Raw genomic sequence first — 18,766 nt, 5'->3', positions numbered from 1 at the left:
GGTACGACTCCGACGTCATGGACCTGACCCCCGCCCTCACCGGCGGCGCGGAACGGCTCTCCGGCGGCCTCAGCGGCCGGACCGCCCGGACGCCGGCCCCTCGCCTTCCTCCGCCTCGCGCAGCAGAGCGCTCAACCTCCGCAGCACCCGCATCTGGGCCGGGTTGTACAGCTGCAGGACCGCCTCCGCCATGACCGCGGCGGCGTCCTCCTCACCCGCGGGAGCGTCGGCCGCGGGCGCCTTCGACCACGGCGCCTCCTCGCGCGAGCGCAGCAGCGGCGGGAGCATGCGCTGCGCGAGGAGCTCGATCGTCGCGTCGTCCGCGTCGGCCGGGAGCACCTCGAACTGCTCCGCCGACGCGTCGGGCTCCTGGAGCAGCTTCCGAAACTCAGCGAGCGAGTCCTCGCTGAGAACGGAGGAGTACACCATCAGCAGGGAGCGCTGCCGCGCTGTCAGTCCGCCGGCCAGCGGTGCGAAGGCGGGCGGCAGGTACGCCGGTGCCTCGTGGTGCAGCAGCCCCTCGAGCTCGGCGCGCACCCGGTTCAGCCGGGCGACCGTGGCCTCCAGCTCCGCGTCGAGCTCCCGGAGTGCCTCGCGCGATGTCGCACCCCCCTCGTCCATGTGCGGGATCGCCGACAGCGGGACGCCGAGGTCGCTCAGCCGCCGGATCTGCATCAGCCGGACCAGGTGGAGGACCTCGTACTGCTTGTAGCCGTTGGCCGACCGCCGTGGCAGATCGAGCAGACCCACCGCGTGATAGTGGCGCACCGCCTTGACGGTGGTTCCGGCGAGATCAGCCAGCTGCTGAGTGCTCCACGCCATCCGGTCCACTCCTTCTCCGGTTCGCTCCGCTCGGGCGTCGGCCCGCAGGCCCCACTCCACACCGTGCCCCTGGGGCAGGGGCAACCCCCCTCCCCACAGCGCGTGCCCCAGGCCCGGGGCCCCGATCGCACCTCGCCTTGACCCTGCCCCCGGGGCACACCCTGCAATGGGCACGGACCCACCGGAGGAGCCGCGCCCCGGCAGGCGCCCGGAACCCGCCGCGCGGGCGCCCCGTGTCGCCTGCCCCACCGTCGTGCCACGACAGGGAGCCCGAACCGAGATGCTCAACCAACGACAGAGGCGACGCGCCGTCGGCCGGGTGAGGCCGGGCGACGGCCGCGCGCTCCGCGGCTACCGCTGGTGGCAGCCGCTCTCCCGCGCGCTGTTCCACATCGCCGTCACCGGCGAGGACGGGCGACCCACCACCTACTCGGTGGACGTGCCCCACTGGCAACGGCTGGCGACCGAGGACGGCAAGGGGAAGGCCCAGCTCTACGCCGACGGGCGGCAGCAGGCCACCTCCACCCTGCCCGCGGTCTTCCCCGTGCACGGCGGAACGATCGAGGTCGTCCCGACCTCCTTCGGTCTGCGCCGCTGCCACTACGTCGGGCACGACGGGGCGGAGCGCCGCCTGGTGGCGGAGGCCCGGTCCGCCGAGGGGCGCCGGGCCCGTTTCGGGCGTTCCCGTCCCGGACTCAGCCGGCTTGTCGCCGCCGTCTCCCTGCTGATGCTGCTGATCCCGATCGGCCTGGCGGTCCCGCAGCTCGCCGAGGCCCTCTCGCAGGTGCCTCCCGTCGCGGAACGCTTCGGTACGTTCGACTCACCGGTGGCCCTGCCCTGGTGGCTCAACACCCTGCTCGGACTCTGCGCCTCCACCGCGAGTGTGGAGCGCGCGACCCGGCTGCGGTACAACCCGTTGCTGGACGGGGCGGAGTGAACCGCGACGAGGCGGGTCGTCACGGCCCGGGCCGCTGCGGGCTCCCGGCCGGAGCCGGGAGCCCGTGGACGAAGCGGCCCCCGGCCGTCCGCGCGCGTGGGGGCGGGTCGAACCCGTCAGGACTCCATGGCGGGAGCCCCACCGCCGCCGCGGGTGCGCCCACCCGCCAGGGGCCCACATTCCCGCCGCGGTGCACGGCCGGGACGGGCGCGGGCTCCCGGCCGCTGTCGTCGGTCCCGGGTCAGCCCGCCTCGTCGAGCGGGGCGGGGGCCTCCCGTGGCGCCGTCGCGTCCGCGGCGGCCTGCTCCTCGACCGTGGCGGGTTCGACCAGCGGCGCGAGAGCGTTGAGCACGGTGTGGGGGTTGCACCCCGCCTCCACCAGCTCGGCCGCGTGGCGGATCACCGTCCCGACCGGCTTCTGCGCCGGGTCGTGGCCCGAGCAGCGAGCCGCCCGGCGCAGATCGAGAGCGAGGTACTCGTCGAAGTTCTCGGGCGCCGCGGCGCTGTACCCCAGGGTGCACATCCGTTGTATCGAGGTCAGTGCCGCCCGATCGCCCGCGTCCACCGCCAGGTTCCCGTCGGCCATCTGCTGGCGGACGCTGTCCGCTTCTATCGCCAGTTCCACCACATCGTCCTCGTACATGGCGGTGCGCCTACCCCGATCCGGACAAAGCGTGCACGATCAGATGTGCGAAAGCGTCGCCGCCTGCATCGGCCGCCACCGGCCCCTGACGGCGCGACATCACAGCAGGTCAGATCGTTGGCAACGCCCTGACTTGAGCGTGCGCCGCATTCCGCGTGCGCTCCCGGCCCGCAACACGCGGGGGTGGGAGCCTCTTGACGGCACCTCACGCCGGGCGCGGTGTCATCCCCGTGACCGATCCGCCGCCCGGACCCGCACACACCCCGCGCCGGCGGCGGCTCCCGGCCGAAGAGGGGCTGCCGGCAGGCCGCAGTTCCCCGTCCGCCCGTGCCGCATCCGGGTCACGGGTAACCTCCTCGACCGCCACCCCCAGCCGTCTCCCCGGACGAGGAGCCAGTGCCCGACACCGCCGACACCCCCGCCGCGCGACCACGCCCCGCCCGTCCACCCAGCAGCTCCCGAGCGTTCGGGGTCCTGTGGGGCGGTCAACTGGTCTCCCTGCTCGGCTCCAGCGCCGCGGCGTTCTGCCTCGCCCTCACGGTGTACACCGAGACCGGCGACGCCTCCGCGCTCGCCCTCATCGTGGGGGCGAGCACCCTGGGCTCCATCTACCTCGCGCCGGTGGCCGGTGCGGTCAGCGACCACTTCACCCGCCGTCAGGTCGTCTGCGTCGGCAACGTGACCCTGAGCCTCCTCTCCCTGCTGCTCGCCTGGCAGGTGTGGCGGTTCACCGACGAGGGCGACGCCGAGTACTGGACGATCCTGCTGCTGGTCTTCCTGGCCGGTGTGGTGAAAGCGGCCCTGTCCACCACGCTGGCAGCAACCGTCCGGCAACTCCGCGCCGAGCGCGACCTCAGCCGCGTCAACGGCTTCACCTCGCTGATCGAGACGATCCCCACCGTCTCCGGCCCCGTCATCGGCGCCGCGCTCCACACCGTGGTGACGCCCGCCGCCGTCTTCGCCTTCGAAGCCGTGACCTTCGCGGCAGCAGGGGCCATGGCCGCCGCCGTCCGCTGGCCGTCCGTCGGCCGGGAGAGCGGGCGCAACCGTCGGTTGCGACCGTTCGCGGGCGCGCTGCGCGGGTTCCGCTTCATCCTCGGCCACTCCGGCTTCCGCCGCCTGCAAGCTGCGTACGCCGGCGTCAACCTCTTCGCCGGACTGGCCACCGCCGTCGTCACCGTCTACGTCGTCTCCTCCTCCACCGCCGGCACCGAGGAACGGAACCTGGCGGCTTTCACCGTCGCCGGCCCCGTTGGCCTCCTGCTCGGTGCGATCGCCATGCTGACCCTCGGCGATCGCGGCAGCCGGTTCGCCGCCGTCGTCACCGCCATCGCCGCCGGGGCCCTCCTCGGTCGGCTCGGGCTGGCCCTCACAGCGGTCCCGCTGCTGTGGTTCCTCGCACAACTCCTCAACCAGGCGTGCGTGCAGATCTCCAACGCCCACGCCACCGCCGTCTGGCAGGAACGAACCCCCACGGACATCCAGGCGACCGTGTTCGGGGCACGCCGACTCCTCGGACAGGGCCTGTTCCCCCCTGCCGTCGTGCTGGGCGGCTTCCTCGCCGACCGCGGCTTCCAGGACCACGGCCGGCTCGCCGAGGCAGCCGGCACGCTGGTCCCGCGCCTCGCGGAGGACGGCGGCGGTGCCGGGCTCCTCCTTGCCTGCTGCGCCCTGGGACAGGCCGCGCTCGCGCTGCTTCTCGCCTGCTCAGCCCGCGTCCGGAGGCTGACCGCCCGACCCCGCCCCGCTCCTCAGTCGCCGGCCTCGCCGACAGCCGCGTCCGAGCCCTGCCACGCCTCGGACCCCGCGGTACCGAGCCGCCGCCCCACGACCGGCCCGGCCTCCTGAAGCTCCACCGCCGACCGGCACCGGTCCACCGCGTTCACGGCCGCAGCTCTCCGCCGGCTCCTGGGCCGTCGCCGGGGTCCTCCTCGGTGCCGTGCGCGCTGGAGTAGGGGGCGTCCGGGAGGTCGACGAAGCGGCCGTAGTGCCCCTGGTGCGCGAGGAACAGCCGCCCGGTGAGGCCGTGCCGGTGCTCGGCGACGGTGAGTTCGGCCCGACCGGCCAGCGGAATGCGCGTCCGCCGGACGTCCTCCCGGTACAGCAGCAGGACCAGGTCCGCGGCCCGGTCCGCACCGTCGCACTCCCGGAGACCGGACGGTGCCGGGCGCCGCCGCGGCCCGTGCCGGGGAGGCGGGGCGAGTCGACAACCCCAGCGGTGCCCTGCCCTTGACCCTCCAGCAGATCCGGGGCGCTCCGGAGCACCCCGTCTCCCGGAGCGGCGGGATCGAAGGTATCCTCCGGGACCACATGGAGGGGGCGCCCCGTCGGGCGGGCTCCACCGGCGAGGACGCCGACGTGCAGACCCGGGTCGTCAGCCAGGGGTCTCCTCGCTCGCTGCTCGGGCACGCGGCTTCAGCACGAAGGCGGACAGCGTATGCCGATGCGTTCGGGCAGCAACCGGTGATCACCGAGCCTCGACCTGCCGACGGCTTTCGGCGACGCTGCAGGGCTCCTCAGCTGTTCGTGCGCGTTGAACGTGAGTCGGTCGACGATTGCCGCGCAGAGCCTGGGGCGGTGAACGTTTTCGTTCAGCCGGCGAACGACTCGTCGGGGGGTGATCGGACGGTGTCCTTCTCTTCGCCCGGCCGCAGCCGAGTTCGTCGCCAGCGGCTGACGGCCTTTCATCGCCCCCAGAACCCGCCGCCCCTCGCCGCCCCCGCCGTCTCCGACACCGCACCACGGTCAGGGCGCCCGTGCCACCGGCGGTTGCTGCAGCGTGCGGGAAGGCGGGAAACCGTAGACCGCGCGGTACGCGGCTGCGAAGCGGCCCGGGTGGGAGAAGCCCCACCGCGCCCCGATCTCCGCCACGCTTCCGGCCTCGGGGGATGCGGCGCGCAGCTCCTGGTGTGCGTGGCCGATCCGGACGCGCCGCAGGTAGCCGAGCGGAGTGCCGGCCGTGTGGCGTTTGAAGGCGTACTGCACCGCGCGAGCGGTCACCTGTGCCGCCTCGGCGATCTCGGGCAGCGAGATCGGCCGGTGGGCGTTCTCCTCGATGAACCGCATGGCCCGCTGCAACGTCTCGGTGTCCGCGCCGTCGCTCCCGGCGCCCCGCTTCCCCGGCAGCATCACGCCGAGCACCGAGGCCAGGTGCCGGATGCCCGTGGCGGCGGCGAGCGGGTCCACGTCCGGCGCGGCCAGCACGTGGTGCCGCAGATACGCCAGGGCCGCGGTGACCTGCCGACCCCGCGCTGGATCGGGCGCACCGGCACCGGCCACCCGCGCCGTCTCCTGCGTACCTGACGTGCCGGCCGCACCCAGCAGGGCGGGGTCGAAGGTGGCGACCGTGCAGCGCAGTTCCAGTGCCCTTCCGGTCCGGGGCAGCCCGCAGTCGGTCACCAGTACCGCGCTCCCCGGGCGGTAGAGGTCCTGGCGGCCGCCGGTGGTGTCCACGAACTGGCCGCTGTGCACGGCCAGGAGCCCGATCCGGTGGTGGGCGGGGCCACTCGTCAGGTCGACGGACCCGTCCAGCGCCAGCTCGGTGAACGAGAAGTCCCCGGCCTCCCAGTGGTCGGCGCGGGACCGCAGCGGGAGACCGGCCTCGGGCCGGAGCCGGACCGGCTCGCACACCCGGGAGAGAAGGTCCGCGACAGCGGTCGGGACGTTGCTGTCCAGACGCAGGATCTCCACCGTTGCCACCTCTTCACCGGCCGCCGCCCACTGTCGGCAGTATGCCCCGGCGGCCCGGGCGACCCGCAACCACGTCGGCCCGACCCGCGACAGTGACGCGCCACCCAGGCCGCAGCAGTGCGCTCCGCGTCGCGGCCGTACCGATCGGGCGCCCGCCCCAGCCCGGGCGGTCACCCCTGCCGTTCGAGCCAGGCCCACAGCTCCTGCTCGCGCGCGGCATCGTACGACTCGACCGAGGAGCGCATGGTGCGGTCGCGGTGGACGTAGGAACCCGTCGGCGCAGTCGTCGTGCCCAGCACGACATCGGCGAGCCTGCGGCCGGCCTGCGGCGGAGTGTCCACGAGCGGGGTCGCCGCAAACATCGGCACCACCCGTGACATCGCCCACCGGCCGGGGCCGCCCATCCGCTCGGCGAGACCGGTCCCCGTCACCAGGCTCGGGTTGTAGGCGACGATGTCGACGCCCGAGGGCAGCCGGCGGGCCCACTCGTGCACCAGGTGGATGCCGCCGAGCTTGCTCGTCGCGTAGGCGCGTCGGCCTCCGGCACGCACCCGGTGCGACCGCGGGTAGGCGCCGGGCCGGAACAGCGCCTCCGGGCCCCGCCAGAGCGGCCGGGGCATGATGCCGCCGGTGTGGCGCAGGTCGCCGAAATGGGCATCGCTGACGGTCACGACGATGCGCGAGGACGGCTGCAGGTGCGGGTGGAGCTGCCTCAGGACCAGATGCGTCGCCAGGACGTTCACCGCGAAGGTGAGTTCATGGCCGTCCTCGCTCGTGTGCAGGGCGTCCGAGAGGTGGACCCCCGCGTTGCAGACGATCCCAGCCAGCGGCGGGACCGTACCCGCGTCCAGCAGGTCCTCCACCCGAGCAGCCGCTGCTGCCACCGAGGCCTTGCCGGCGAGGTCCGCGGGGACGGTCGAGACGTGCGGGGAGACCTCCAGGAGACGCGGCAGGGTGCGCGCCGCCGAGGCCTCACGCGCCAGCAGCACCAGGTGCGTCTCCGGACTGCGGCGCAGAACCTCTCGGGCAGCCTCGAAGCCGAGGCCTCCGGTGGCTCCGGTCATGACGACGGTACGGGTCGCTTCGGGCATCACGCACTCCTGGATTCGACGAACGAGGCGCGCCGAGCTGCCCGGACGGTGCGACGGACCTGGACGGGGCTGCTCTCCGAGTCCGGCGCACCGCCGGTGGGCGCGGCGCCTGCACCGAATGTGCGGCACGGATCGTCGCCGGGGGAGACCCGGTGGATACCGGTCCTGGCAGGACCACCCTCAGAGCCACTCTCCTCGCCCCGCACGGGGCAGAATGGACGGGTGCTCAGCGGCGAAAGAACGGACCTCGGCGACTACCTGCGTCGGCAGCGGGCGGCGATGTGCCCGCCCGTGGCGCCCGGGGACCCACGGGTGCGCCGGCGTCGCGTACCGGGGCTGCGGCGTCAGGAACTCTCGGAAGTGGCCGGCATCTCCGTGGAGTACTACACCCGGCTGGAACAGGGCCGTGCGGTGCGTCCCTCGCGAGAGGTCCTCCAGGCGCTGGCCCGGGCCTTCGGGCTCTCCGGTGCGGAACGGGACCATCTGTTCCGGCTCGGCGGCGAGTCACCCCCGCAGATCGAGTCGCCGGACACCGTCATCCGCCCGGGGCTACTGCGGGTGCTCCACGCGCTGGACGGCACCATGCCGGTAACCGTGCACGACGGGCGTCTCACCCTGCTCGCCGGCAACGCCGCCGCCTCCGAACTGCTCGCGCCGCTCACCGGTGGCACCGGCCGCTACGCGCGCAACATCGCCTATCAGGCTTTCACCGCGCCGGGGCTCGCAGACCTGCTCGGCGAGGAGGGCGCGGAGCTGTTCACCCGCGTCGCGGCGGCCGAGCTGCGCACAGCGCTCAGCCGGTACCCCGAGGACACCCACCTCCGGGGGTTGCTCGCCGAACTCGGCGCCGTCAGCGGCCGGTTCCGCGACCTCTGGGAGCGCTGCGAGGTCGGGGCGTGGCGTTCCGCCGTCAAGCGCATCCGGCATCCGCGGCGCGGCTGGCTGCACTTCGACATCGAGATGCTGCACGACGCGGAGCGGGACCACTGGGTCATGCTCTACACGCCCCGCGACGGCGCCTGAGGCCGTGTCGGCAGTGCGTGCCGTCGGCTCCGCGGCTGAGCTCGACGACCTGCGGTTTCCGTTCCCGCCCCGACCGGGAGAGCTGCCCCGTAGCTCTCCGGCCACCGCGGAGCAGGCCACGGAGGTCGAGACGCGGCGCCGCTCCGGCGCAGTCCGCAGGAGGTGGTCCGCGCCCCGCAGCACCGCACCGGGACGCGCTCCCGCCGTGTGCTCCTGCGGTGGACGCAACGGGCCCGCGGTGCGGCAGGCGCCGCCGACTCCGTGCGCTGATCAACGCCGGACGAGGTCGACCCCGAGCTGGCGGAGAAAATCCAGGTTGTCGTACTGGACCCACTCCTCGGCGAGTGTGCCGTCGGGATGGAACCGGAAGACGTTGATCAGTTCGAGGCGCATCGGCCGTCCGGTCGGTGGCAGGGTGCCGATGGGGGAGGCGTCGAACGGTGCGGTGAAGCGGCCCGCCATGCTGGTACGGGCGCTGATGAAGGCGCCCTCGCTCACCAGCGTCCTGCGTTCGCAGGAGAACCCCTCGAACGCGGCCCGCATCGAGGCGAAGAACGCTCGCAGTTGCGGGTAGCTCATGTCGCCCGCCGGACCGTGGAAGACGAAATCGGGCGCGAAGTACGCGTCGAGTCGATGGTCGTCGGGGACGGCGATCGCCTCGCGACCGATGCGTACCAGTGTGCGCGCCCTCTCGTCGTACGACGGGTCGTCCGGTGCGATGAACTCGCCCATGTCGCCCTCCCTCAGTGGGCCGGGTGTGCTACCGAGCACTGGGCCGTCTCTCCGTTTCCGGGCAGGGCATGCGCACCACGGCTCTCGCCTCCGGCGGTGGACGGCGGCCGTCGGGCACCCGCCCCGCTCGCGGCACCGGCACCGGCCCCGGTCCGGCCCGTCACCCGCCCCGGCCCGTCACACGGTCCGCACGGGCCCCCGGCGGACGGCGCGTCGCAGGCGGGTTCGCCGCGGTCGGGACGACCGGTCAACGAGGAGCTGCCGTGAGGGGGAGGGTGGCGGTGACGCGCTTGCCGCCATGGTTGCGACTGGCCTGGAAACTGGCGCAGAGCGTCGTGACGATGTGGAGGCCGTGGCCGCCGATCCGCCGCGGGTCGCGCGCCTTGGCAGCCGGGATCTCCGGGCTGGTGTCCCAGACGCTGATGGTCAGGGTGCCGGGGACGTGCTCCAGCGTGAGGGAGTACTTGCCCGAGGTGTGGGTGCGGGCGTTGGTGACCAGCTCGCTGACCACCAGGCGGAGCGCTTCGCGGGCGTCGAGGGAGACCGCCTCGCGCGTCTGCACCGTGGTGAGGAACCGCCGGGCCAGCGCACGCGCCTCCGCGACTCGCTCCGTGCCGTCGTAGAGGGCCCGCGCCCGCACGGCGTGACTGCGGGCGGCGGTGTGCTGCGTGGGAAGGTCTGCCCGCGGTCGTTTGCTCGTGAGGTGGTGGTCGGACATCAGACCTGCCTTTCTCCACCCGGGGCGGGGCCCGGAGCTCCGCTGTCGATCGCTCCCGGGTGGTTGCGGACGCTTACCCATCGCGAACGTCTCCATGTTTGTGAAGGCAGCCGAGGCGGGATCTCCGGCGCGGCGCGGACGCCGTCACGCACCGCGGAATCCGGGGAGCTCCTGCGCCGCCCCGAGGGACAACCGTGATCCTGCCCCCCAATACCCAGAACGCAGTATATTGGAGCGATCGACCGTACCCACCGAGCACCCGTGAGGCCCCGATGCCCGACGCCCCCTCCCGCTTTGACGGAAGTCTCCCGGTCGTCGGCATCCTCGGCGGGATGGGGCCGGCCGCCACCGCCGACTTCTACACCAAGCTGGTGGCCGCCACACCGGGGGACCGCGACCAGGACCACTTGCGCACGGTGATCTGGTCCGACCCGTCGGTACCGGACCGCACCGCCGCGCTGCTGGGTACGGGGCCCGACCCGACGCCCTGGCTGCTGCGGGGAGGCCTCGTGCTCCGCGCGGCCGGGGCGTCACTCATCGCGATCCCGTGCAACACCGCCCACGCCTTCGTGCCCCGCCTGGCCGGCGCGGTCGGCGTCCCGATCGTCCACATGATCGGCGAAGTGGCGATCCATCTGGCGTCCCGTCGCCCTCGGGTCCGCACGGCGGGCCTACTGGCGACCACCGGCACCGTGCATGCCGGTCTGTACCAGAATTGGCTGGGCCGCCACGGAATCCGAACGCTTCTCCCGCCGGACGACGCCCAGCAGGCGCAGGTGATGGCCGCGATCCGAGCGGTCAAGGCCGGTCCCTCCCTGGCAGTACGGGGCGGCGCCTCCGATGCCCTGGCCGCCGCGGCCGCGGGCCTCGTCGCTCGGGGCGCCCAGGCCGTGGTCGCCGGCTGCACCGAGATACCGCTCGGCCTGTCGGCCGACCGGGTGGGTGTCCCGCTCGTCGACCCCGCGGTCGTCCTCGCCCGCGCCCTGGTGCGCCACGCTGCGGGCCGCCTCCCGCCACCACCGGCGGCACGAGGGGTGAGCGCCGGGATACCGTACGAGCCATGACCCTCGACCGCCCCGTCTCCCGCACGCTGCTGAGCGAGGAGGTCTTCCACCGGCTGCGCGACTCCATTGTCCGCGGTGAACTCGAACCCGGCGAGAAGGTCAAGGACAGCGAACTGGCAGCACGCCTCGGGCTGAGCCGCACGCCGGTGCGTGAGGCGCTGTCACGGCTCGCCGAGATCGGGCTCGTCGAAGCCAGGCCCGGCGTCTGGACCCGCGTCACCCCGCTGGACCGACGCAACGTCACCCACACCCTCGACGTGCTCCGGTCCCTGGACCGCCTCGCGGTGGAGACCGCCGTCCCCCGCTTGACCGCCACCCAGCTCGACGCGATGCGGGAGGCGAACCGCGCCTTCTGCCGTGCGGTCGGTGCCGAGGACACCGCCGGCGCGGTCGAGGCCGACGACCGCTTCCACGGCGTGCTCTTCACCGCGGCGGACAACCCGGTGCTGCGGCGGCTGGCGGCCCAGCTGCACCCCCAGGTGCACCGCATCCTGCACCGCAAGTTCACCACCCTGCTCGGGGGCCGCAACACCATCGACCACCACGAGGCCCTCATCGCCCTGTGTGCAGCCGGGCGCGCGGCCGAGGCGGCGGAACTCTCGGCCGCGCACTGGTCCGAGCTCGGCAACCACATCAGCCACCTGTTCGACACCGAGCAGCTCGGCGACCGGGCGTAGCGGCCTGCCGCGGACGCGCCGGGAAGCGGGCGTGCGGCGCGGCCACCACCGGTCAGCGGGTGTCTGCCTGCGGTCCGAGTACCTTCCGCCGAATCTCCGCCGTCCATTCGACGTACTCGACCTCCGCCCCGCCGGGGTGGCGCGCGTAGAGGAAGCGGCCCGTCGCGCTCGCCGCCTCCTCGGTGGTGATGCGGGCGCCTTCCTCCTCCAGGGCCGCACGCGTGTGGTCCAGGTCGGTGACGACCACCGTGGCGGTGGCGTGCGCGTAGCGAGCGCGCATATCGGCCGGCCCGGCGATGACGAGGAAGTCCCCGACGGCGGCGAGCTCGATTCCCTCGAACACGAACCGCAGCGCCGGACGTTGCCCCGTCAGCCGCTCGAGCAGGGGAAGGGCGGCGCCCAGGTCGTCGGCCCACAGGCGGGCGTACGTCGTGAGAATCATGAAGGCTCCAGGGGTCCGTTCGAGCCCTGCCAGTAACCAGCAGGAACGAACTCACCGTAGGAGAGTAGGCTTCCTGGCGGAAGAACGCACTTTCCCGTGAGAAGGGCACCCCGTGGTAACCGAACGGCCCGAGCGCGACCAGGCCGACGCCGACGTCACCCGCGTCGATTCCCTGGCGCGCGAGATCTTCGCGGGCGTGGCGAACAAGTGGGCGCTGCTGCTCGTCAACGTCCTGGCCGACCGCACCCTCCGCTTCACCGAACTGCAGCGAGAGGTCGGAGGCATCAGCCACAAGATGCTGTCCCAGACGCTGCGGCACCTGGAGCGCGACGGACTCGTCGACAGAACCGTGCACCCCGAGGTGCCGCCCCGGGTGGAGTACCGCCTCACCGAGGCGGGCGAGGCACTGCGTGCGACCGTCAACGGCATGTGCGCCTGGACGCGCGCCCATCTCGATCACATCGAGGAAGCCAGGCGCCGGTTCGACGCCACCCGCGACTGACCGGAGAGCCACTCGCCGCTCCGCCACGTGAGGCCCACGGCCGGGGGAAGAGGCCCCCGGTGGGAGGGGCCGGCCCGCTGACGCAAGCGGTTCTGCTCACCGCCGGGCAGCCCGGGCTCCCGCAGCGGAGCATGGTAGTCGCTGCGCTCTCTTCCCTGTGCACGCCAGCCGTGCCGACCGCCAAGGGTGCGCCTCATGGACGCTGCTGCCCGACCGACGGTGACTTCCGGTGGCGGCGCTCTCGTGCGGCTGCTTCCTCGGGTACGGGCTCGCGTCCGATGCCTCCGACCGGCTCATCCCCGTGGTCGCCGGGGCAGCTGGGCGGGTGGCCGCGGCCATGACGCTGTTCGAGGTCTGGCGCAACAGGGACCAGCCGGTACTTCCGTCGTCCACCTCGCCGGGTGTTCGGCTGCCCGCGTGGCGGCCCCCGGCCGGGCGCCACCCCGCACATGCCCGAGACCGGGGACGACCGGGGCGGCGCAGGCCGAGCACCAGGCTGTGGCGACGGGAGGTCTGTCGCCCGCGCCCGCCCCCGCTGCGCCGAACGACGCATGCTCGGATCTCGCTGCCCCGCCGAGGCTGTCAGGTAGGTTGCCCACGGGGCCGGTTGCCGCCTCCAGCCCCGGCACCGGCCGGCACCCGCCGGCCGAGGCGTCCGCGCCGCGCACGGCGGCCGAGCAGGAGCAGCCGATGTCATTGCAGAAGTCACCCGCCCCCGAGGAGAGGCTCGCGGAGGCCAAGACGCTGTTGAGCCTTCCGCGCATCGTCGTGATCTGCGGCTCGACCCACTTCATGTCCCAGATGGCCGAGGCCGAGGTGCAGGAGACCAAAGCCGGGAGGATCGTGGTGAAGCCGGCCTGCGACATGAAGTCCCCGCGCCACCTCCTGTCCGACCCCGCCGGGGCCGAGGAGCTGAAGCGTCGACTCGACGAGCTGCACCGCGCGAAGATCCGGCTCGCCGACGAGGCGCTCGTCATCGGCGACCACATCGGCGACAGCACCCGCGCCGAGATCGCCTACGCCCGGTCCCTGGGCAAGCCCGTACGGTTCACCCACCCCGACGTCGACCCCGGTGCCTGACCCCCGCCCCGCGCCTCTCGCTCACTCCGGGCCCCGGCCATGAACCGGGATGCCGACGCGGATACCGCGCGGAACCGGCGAGTGCCGCGCGGCGACAATCGGGCTTCGTTGCCGTTGCCACCATCGTGCTTGCGGTCGACTTCCTTGCCGCCGGCGCCACCAAGATCCTTCACGGCGGATCCGCGCCGCATGCACGTGGCGTGACTTCCGTTCAGGACTCCCTGGCGACGGAGCGGTTTCGCGGCGCGCTCCTCCCGGGCCCCCGTGCCCCTCGCGGTTCGCGGCAGTCCGCACGCTGCGCCCGTCGACGGAGGGCTGACCCGGCGGCCGTGGCACGACAGGGGGGGGGAAGGCCGCACGGCCACGGCAGCGGCCTTGGGTGCTGTCGCGCATCCCAGGCGCCCCCGCGCTTCCCTCCTCAGCCCGCGCCCGGAAACGCGGGGGAGCGCGGCCTACGGGGCAGGTGCCCCGTCAGACGCCGCGGAAAGCGCCGGCCGTGCATGCGTGGCGTGACTGGTCGACAGCCGGCAACGCGTCCGCCACGTTTCGGAGCACAGCCCGGCTGTCCCCTCCCGAACGATGCGGGTCTCGGATCAGGCGAAGCGGGGAGTGGACGAAAGCGCGGAGGACGGTGCGCGGCCAGTGCGGCAGACCGATGTCCACCGGGCCATGGTCGGCAGGGGGCGCAAGCAGCAGCAACTCAATGCGTCCGCTCGGGGCATGCTGCACCGCGTGAGCGAGGTAGGGGACGGCCGGCGCTGATGCCGGGTACCGTGCCGTGGTGGTGGACTCACGAAGGTTTCGTGAACCGCTTCGGGAGCCCTCTCCTCGTCGCTCTTCCGGGCGGCTCTGGTCAGTACAGGGACATCCTCGGCGGAGCCGTACACATGAGACAGGTCCGCCACGCCACACGGCCGAGTTCGGCCGGCGATCTCATGGTCTGCGCTCCTCCTCGGAGGAGAAGCGCAGACCGTAGCCACGATCCGCGACAACGCCCCACCTGGCCGAAGCGGCTGACCGGAGCGCAGCGATCGGCCTTCGGGAAGGCTGCTCGGCCATGTCTGGTCCCCACCTGTCCACAGACGTCGTAGGCCATCGAGACATCGATCCGGCGCCTTCGGCCGGTACGCAGCTGCTCATACCGGTGCGAAAATCGCCCGATGCATCACCGTTTCACCGCTCTCCCTCTCGTACTCGTCGCAGCCGCGCTCACCGCGTGCACCACCGTCCAACCGCTGCCAGCGGATCCCGCGAGAGACGGTATGCCCCATCCAGCAGGAGATGCCGTGCCGGTCATCCCCACCCCTGACCCGATCGAGGAGACCACTCCCGTTCACGACGACCGCCCGGCTCCCGCCCGGCCGCAACCGCCACCCCCGCCCCCGACAGCGCCCCCACCCCCCTCGGCCCCGGGGCCCGCCACCGCGCCCCAGCCTCTGTCGCCCCCCGACCCGCCGACGCCGCGCGTCCCCGATCCCGTTCCGCCGGCCGCCCCCGTCCCGCCCGCGGTCGACTACGAGCCCGGCGCCGTCTGCGACATGGCGCAAGACTGGCTGGACACGGAGATCGCCGCCGCCTGTCGCGGAGCCTTCGGATGACGGCGAGGCAAGCGACAGACGTTGCCGTGGCAGGGGGAGCGCGGGCCCAGCGGCCGGGACTCCGGCCGGGTAGGGGCCCGCGACGCCAGGGCGCGGGGCGGTGGTCTGCGCCCGCCACGCTCCAACCACCCACTGGTGGGCGGCGCGTCAGGCTGCCTGGCGCGGGAGGGAGCCCGCTCCCCCGTGCCCCAAGGCAGCCTCGTCGGTGCCGCTGACCACCCGTTCGACGACGGCGCTCCGACCGGACGGCTGACCGCACCGGAGTCAGTGAGAAGAGGTCAGGGCGGTGGCGAGCTCGCTCCAGCGAGCGAGAAGCTCGGCGGCGGCTCCGCTGTCGATGGAGTCGCGGGCCCGCTGCAGTCCGTCGGCGAAGGCCTCCTCGAACTCGTCGGTGGGGCTGCGGGTGGCGAGGGCGCCGGCTGCGTTGGCGATGACGGCATCCCGGGCAGCGCCCGTCGTGCCGGCGAGCACGGCGTGAACGGCCGTCGCGTTGTGCTCGGCGTCTCCGCCGCGCAGGGCGTCCACGCCGGGGCGCGGCAGGCCGTGGCGAGCGGTGTCGAGAGTGACGCGGTGCGCGCCCCTCTCGTCGGCGTGCCATGCGTCGGTGGGGGCAGCCGTGGTGATCTCGTCCAGCCCGTCGTGACCGCGGACGACCAGTGCCCGGGTCCCGCGGTCGGCGAGCACGGTAGCCAGCACGGGGGCGAGCTTGAGGTTGGCGCAGCCCACCAGGGCGGTGCCCGGGCGGGCGGGGTTGGTCAGTGGGGCGATGCAGTTGACCGCGGTGGGAACGCCCAGGGCGCGGCGGATGGGGGAGGCGTGGTGCAGGCCTCGGTGGAAGGCGGGGGCGAAGGTGAAGCCGATACCGAGTTCGTGGACGCAGCGGGCGACCTGCTCCGGTGTGAGATCGAGGGGTACGCCCAAATGTTCGAGGACGTCGGCGGAGCCGCTCTTGCTGGAGACGGAGCGACCGCCGTTCTTCACCACCGGGGCCCCGGCGGCTGCCGTGACGATCGCCGCCATGGTGGAGATATTGACGGTGTGCGCGCCGTCTCCGCCGGTTCCGACGATGTCAAGGACATCGCGGCCGTCGACAGGAAGCGGCACGGCCCGTTCCATCAGGGCGTCGAGCAGGCCCCCGAGCTCGGCTGGGCTCTCGCCCTTGGCGCGCAGCGCGACGAGGAAGCCGGCCAGCGCAACCGGCTCGTGGTCGTCATCCATGACCGTGCGCATCGCCCACGTGGTGTCCTCGGCAGTGAGGTCTTCGCCGCGCAGCAAGGTGGCGAGCAGATACGGCCAGGTACGGGTGGGTGCGGTCATGATGTCCTCTCGAAGCGACCCGGACGCCGGACGCCACGCCAGGTCTGATAGCTGACGAGACGTCATGATGTACGTGCAGCACCGCCGAAGCGTTGACGCCGACGGTTGGTGTTCACACCCAGCGGCGAGCCGGGCACGTCTGTCCGCAGGGCTGCTGGAGGACCCGCACGGTCCTGCCCCGTTCCGTGCCGCCGACGGCCGGGCGCGCCGGGCCACGCTGCAGCGTCGAAGGCGCCTCATGCGCACAGGAGTCCAGTGATGCATCCGGGGGCATCGTCGTGTACGGGGTCGTCGCCTGAGGTGTTGCCGACGCCGCGTGAACAGTGGTCAACAGGGGTGCCGGCATCGTTCGGTCACCGGTCGCAGCACACCCCGCACGTGCTCACCCGCCGCAGTCTCCTCCCTCGCTGCCCTGCGGCGGGCCGCGCCCCGGCGCCGACCACCGGGCGTGCCTCGGTGCGGGTGGGAGCTGCCGGGGAAACGGACCCCACAGGACGAAGAGAGCGAGGAACACCACGCGCCTGACTGAGATCACGACTCTCTGATGGCGCTTGACCTTGTCACTCGTGCTGCTGATGGTCCGCGGGGGCCGGCCTGCCGGCCCCCGCGGACCATCAGCTCTGGTCGCGTTGTTCGAACCCACGCGAGGTGATTGAGCGCGCCGGTGCGGCCCACCTCGTGTGGTTGGGGAGAGAGCGGCCACGCACCCCGGCCCTCCCTGACGCCGTCGGCGAGCCCGACGAGACGGTGCCCGGCTGCCGCCGCGGACGGAGAAGCCTGGTCGTCAATGCCGTCAATGCCGTCAACGCCGTCGACCCCAAGAGTGCCCTGCTCTTCCTGGCGTTCCTCACTGCCTTCATCCGTCGGGAGCAGGGGCCGGTGTGGTCACGGACGTCGAGCCTCGGCATTCCGTTCCTCCTGGTCGGGCCGGACACGGGGCGTGGGGGTCCTGAATGCTCTCATCCGCGGCTGTGTCCAGGAGAACCAAGCTTTCCTCGACGCCGGCGCCATGTCTGCGGCGGTGTGTTTCTGCTGCTCGACGGGACTGCCCTGGTCATCGGAAACGCCAGCGGCTGACCCGGTCCGGCCGAACCCGGGAAAGACCGACTCCTGGCTGCCTCGGACGCAGGCCCGACCGGCCGCGCACCTGGACGCCACTGTCCTCGCGGTGCAACGCCGTGTCGACACGCCCTGTCCCGAAACGCGGCGGCCGTCCCCTTCCCAGCAGGACGCCCTCGGCTCGCCTCCGGGCATCAGCAGCAGGGTCAGGGGCCGGTCTACCGTGGCGCGCATGACACTTCTGATCGTGGGCGGCAGCGGCTTCCTCGGAGCCGAGCTGGTCCGGCAGGCGACCGCAGCCGGTCACGCCACTGTCGCCACGTACGCCACGAAACCCGTCGAGGCAGCACAGGCCACCTGGCGTGCTCTTGACCTCACGAAAGCCGCCTACGCGGACGAGGTGGTGACCGAGCTGCGGCCGCGCCTCATCATCAACGCGGCGAGTAACCGGGACGACTGGACGGTGACTGCCCAAGCACCGATTCGCCTTGCGATGGCAGCGGCCCAGCACCGCAGCCGTCTCGTTCACGTCTCCAGTGACGCCATCTTCTCCGGCGCGCGAACCCATTACGACCTGTCCTGTCAGCCCGACCCCGTCACGTCCTACGGCGCGGCCAAAGCTGCGGCGGAAACAGGAGTGCTCACTGTCCACCCCGAAGCGGTCGTCGCCCGCACCTCCCTGATCATTGGCAAGGGCAGCTCCGTCCACGAGCGCCTCGTGCACCAACTCGCGGCCGGCAGCCCCGGAGCTCTCTACACCGACGACATCCGATGCCCCGTCGCCGTCGAGGACCTGGCCGCAGGCATCCTCGAACTGGCGGAGAGCGACGCGAGCGGCATCCATCATCTCGCCGGCGCCGACGCAGTGAGCCGCCACGAGCTCGGCGTGCTCATCGCCAGGCGCGACGGCCTCGACGCCACCGGCATCTCCGCAGGCCTACGTGCAGGAAGCCTTCCGGGCGGCCTCGACGTACGCCTCGACAGCCGCACGACGCAGCAGAAGCTGCGCACCACGCTGCGCGGCGCCCGAGAGTTCTGCGCCGAACCCGCGTAGCGACGCCACCCCCTGGCAGCTGTCGTGGTCGGTTCGCGCCTCAGCTCGGACAGTGCTGCCCGCCGACCCCTGGCGCGATCACCCGGGATGCTCCGGTGGCGTCGACCAGGTCGACATCGCGCCGCCTGCGCGAGCTGCTGCACCGCCCCCACGCCCGCCTGCGCGAGCTGCTGCACCGCCCCCACGCGCGCGTGCCGCTCCACTCAGACCTCGCACCCACCCGCACCTGCCGACGCAGCAGTTGCCCGCCGCGGGCCAGACACGGCAGGAGTGCGGCAGGCGGGGCGCTACCCTTCTCCGTCGCCGACGGCCACGCC

The 18,766-nt window shown here is 73.0% G+C and carries 17 protein-coding genes and 1 pseudogene; 9 read left to right on the top strand and 9 right to left on the bottom strand.

All coding sequences use genetic code 11. The annotated features are described in order from the left end of the window. Positions 1–69 precede the first annotated feature (69 nt). Entirely contained in the window at positions 70–822 is a 753-nt protein-coding gene (locus HCN56_RS07555) for a MerR family transcriptional regulator (RefSeq protein ID WP_167968718.1), read from the bottom strand. Positions 823–1,102: 280 nt separating this feature from the next. Here HCN56_RS07555 and HCN56_RS07550 point away from each other — a divergent pair, with 280 nt between their 5' ends. Beyond that, the gene (locus HCN56_RS07550; RefSeq protein ID WP_167968717.1) at positions 1,103–1,759 is read left to right on the top strand and encodes a hypothetical protein; all 657 of its coding nucleotides are present in this window, start codon (positions 1,103–1,105) and stop codon (positions 1,757–1,759) included. A gap of 241 nt (positions 1,760–2,000) precedes the next feature. Here HCN56_RS07550 and HCN56_RS07545 read toward each other — a convergent pair whose 3' ends face one another. Beyond that, positions 2,001–2,402: a hypothetical protein gene (locus HCN56_RS07545; protein ID WP_167968716.1), complete on the bottom strand. Its 402-nt coding sequence runs from the start codon at positions 2,400–2,402 to the stop codon at positions 2,001–2,003. 396 nt (positions 2,403–2,798) lie between these two features. Here HCN56_RS07545 and HCN56_RS07540 point away from each other — a divergent pair, with 396 nt between their 5' ends. Continuing rightward, a complete protein-coding gene (locus HCN56_RS07540) occupies positions 2,799–4,250 on the top strand; it encodes an MFS transporter (RefSeq protein ID WP_167968715.1) in 1,452 nt (483 codons plus the stop codon). Between the two features lie 34 nt (positions 4,251–4,284). Here HCN56_RS07540 and HCN56_RS27400 read toward each other — a convergent pair. From HCN56_RS27400 to HCN56_RS07525, 3 genes and pseudogenes are all read right to left on the bottom strand, one after another. After that, positions 4,285–4,566, bottom strand: a pseudogene (locus HCN56_RS27400) (DnaB-like helicase C-terminal domain-containing protein); the annotation flags it as partial. 581 nt (positions 4,567–5,147) lie between these two features. Then, positions 5,148–6,092, bottom strand: a complete 945-nt coding sequence (locus HCN56_RS07530; RefSeq protein WP_167968714.1) for an AraC family transcriptional regulator — start codon at positions 6,090–6,092, stop codon at positions 5,148–5,150. 170 nt (positions 6,093–6,262) lie between these two features. Further along, entirely contained in the window at positions 6,263–7,183 is a 921-nt protein-coding gene (locus HCN56_RS07525) for an SDR family NAD(P)-dependent oxidoreductase (protein ID WP_167968713.1), read from the bottom strand. On the opposite strand from HCN56_RS07525, the gene HCN56_RS07520 reads away from it, so the two are divergent. After that, complete coding sequence (locus tag HCN56_RS07520; RefSeq protein ID WP_312871112.1) at positions 7,085–8,206, top strand: helix-turn-helix transcriptional regulator; 1,122 nt, start codon at positions 7,085–7,087, stop codon at positions 8,204–8,206. The genes HCN56_RS07525 and HCN56_RS07520 overlap by 99 nt on opposite strands. 270 nt (positions 8,207–8,476) lie before the next feature. On the opposite strand, the gene HCN56_RS07515 is transcribed toward HCN56_RS07520, so the two are convergent. Beyond that, on the bottom strand, positions 8,477–8,938 hold the full coding sequence (locus tag HCN56_RS07515) for an ester cyclase (RefSeq protein ID WP_167968711.1): 462 nt from the start codon (positions 8,936–8,938) through the stop codon (positions 8,477–8,479). 247 nt (positions 8,939–9,185) lie between these two features. Continuing rightward, entirely contained in the window at positions 9,186–9,656 is a 471-nt protein-coding gene (locus HCN56_RS07510; protein WP_167968710.1) for an ATP-binding protein, read from the bottom strand. Between the two features lie 272 nt (positions 9,657–9,928). On the opposite strand from HCN56_RS07510, the gene cuyB reads away from it, so the two are divergent. Then, positions 9,929–10,720: a cysteate racemase gene (cuyB, locus tag HCN56_RS07505; RefSeq protein ID WP_167968709.1), complete on the top strand. Its 792-nt coding sequence runs from the start codon at positions 9,929–9,931 to the stop codon at positions 10,718–10,720. Further along, positions 10,717–11,397 (top strand): GntR family transcriptional regulator, encoded by a 681-nt coding sequence (locus HCN56_RS07500; protein WP_167968708.1) that lies wholly within the window; start codon positions 10,717–10,719, stop codon positions 11,395–11,397. Before cuyB ends, HCN56_RS07500 begins: the two co-directional genes overlap by 4 nt. A gap of 52 nt (positions 11,398–11,449) precedes the next feature. Here the strand turns inward: HCN56_RS07500 and HCN56_RS07495 are convergent, their stop codons facing one another. Then, positions 11,450–11,839 carry a VOC family protein gene (locus HCN56_RS07495; protein WP_167968707.1) on the bottom strand — a complete coding sequence of 130 codons (390 nt, stop codon included), beginning with the start codon at positions 11,837–11,839 and terminating at the stop codon, positions 11,450–11,452. 112 nt (positions 11,840–11,951) lie between these two features. Between HCN56_RS07495 and HCN56_RS07490 the strand changes: the two genes are divergently transcribed. Then, positions 11,952–12,341 carry a winged helix-turn-helix transcriptional regulator gene (locus HCN56_RS07490; protein ID WP_167968706.1) on the top strand — a complete coding sequence of 130 codons (390 nt, stop codon included), beginning with the start codon at positions 11,952–11,954 and terminating at the stop codon, positions 12,339–12,341. A gap of 690 nt (positions 12,342–13,031) precedes the next feature. After that, positions 13,032–13,421, top strand: a complete 390-nt coding sequence (locus HCN56_RS07485; protein WP_167968705.1) for a hypothetical protein — start codon at positions 13,032–13,034, stop codon at positions 13,419–13,421. Between the two features lie 1,862 nt (positions 13,422–15,283). Here the strand turns inward: HCN56_RS07485 and trpD are convergent. Further along, positions 15,284–16,336 carry an anthranilate phosphoribosyltransferase gene (gene trpD / locus HCN56_RS07480; protein WP_167968704.1) on the bottom strand — a complete coding sequence of 351 codons (1,053 nt, stop codon included), beginning with the start codon at positions 16,334–16,336 and terminating at the stop codon, positions 15,284–15,286. Between the two features lie 648 nt (positions 16,337–16,984). On the opposite strand from trpD, the gene HCN56_RS07475 reads away from it, so the two are divergent. Further along, a complete protein-coding gene (locus HCN56_RS07475) occupies positions 16,985–17,413 on the top strand; it encodes a hypothetical protein (RefSeq protein WP_167968703.1) in 429 nt (142 codons plus the stop codon). Positions 17,414–17,627: 214 nt separating this feature from the next. Then, positions 17,628–18,449 (top strand): SDR family oxidoreductase, encoded by an 822-nt coding sequence (locus HCN56_RS07470; RefSeq protein ID WP_167968702.1) that lies wholly within the window; start codon positions 17,628–17,630, stop codon positions 18,447–18,449. The last annotated feature ends 317 nt before the right edge of the window (positions 18,450–18,766 follow it).

The sequence above is a fragment of the Streptomyces lonarensis genome (assembly GCF_012033735.1).
In the GTDB taxonomy this organism is placed as follows: domain Bacteria; phylum Actinomycetota; class Actinomycetes; order Streptomycetales; family Streptomycetaceae; genus Streptomyces; species Streptomyces lonarensis.
Note: the sequence above shows the minus strand (reverse complement) of the source record. Positions and strands in the feature narration are given on the sequence as shown.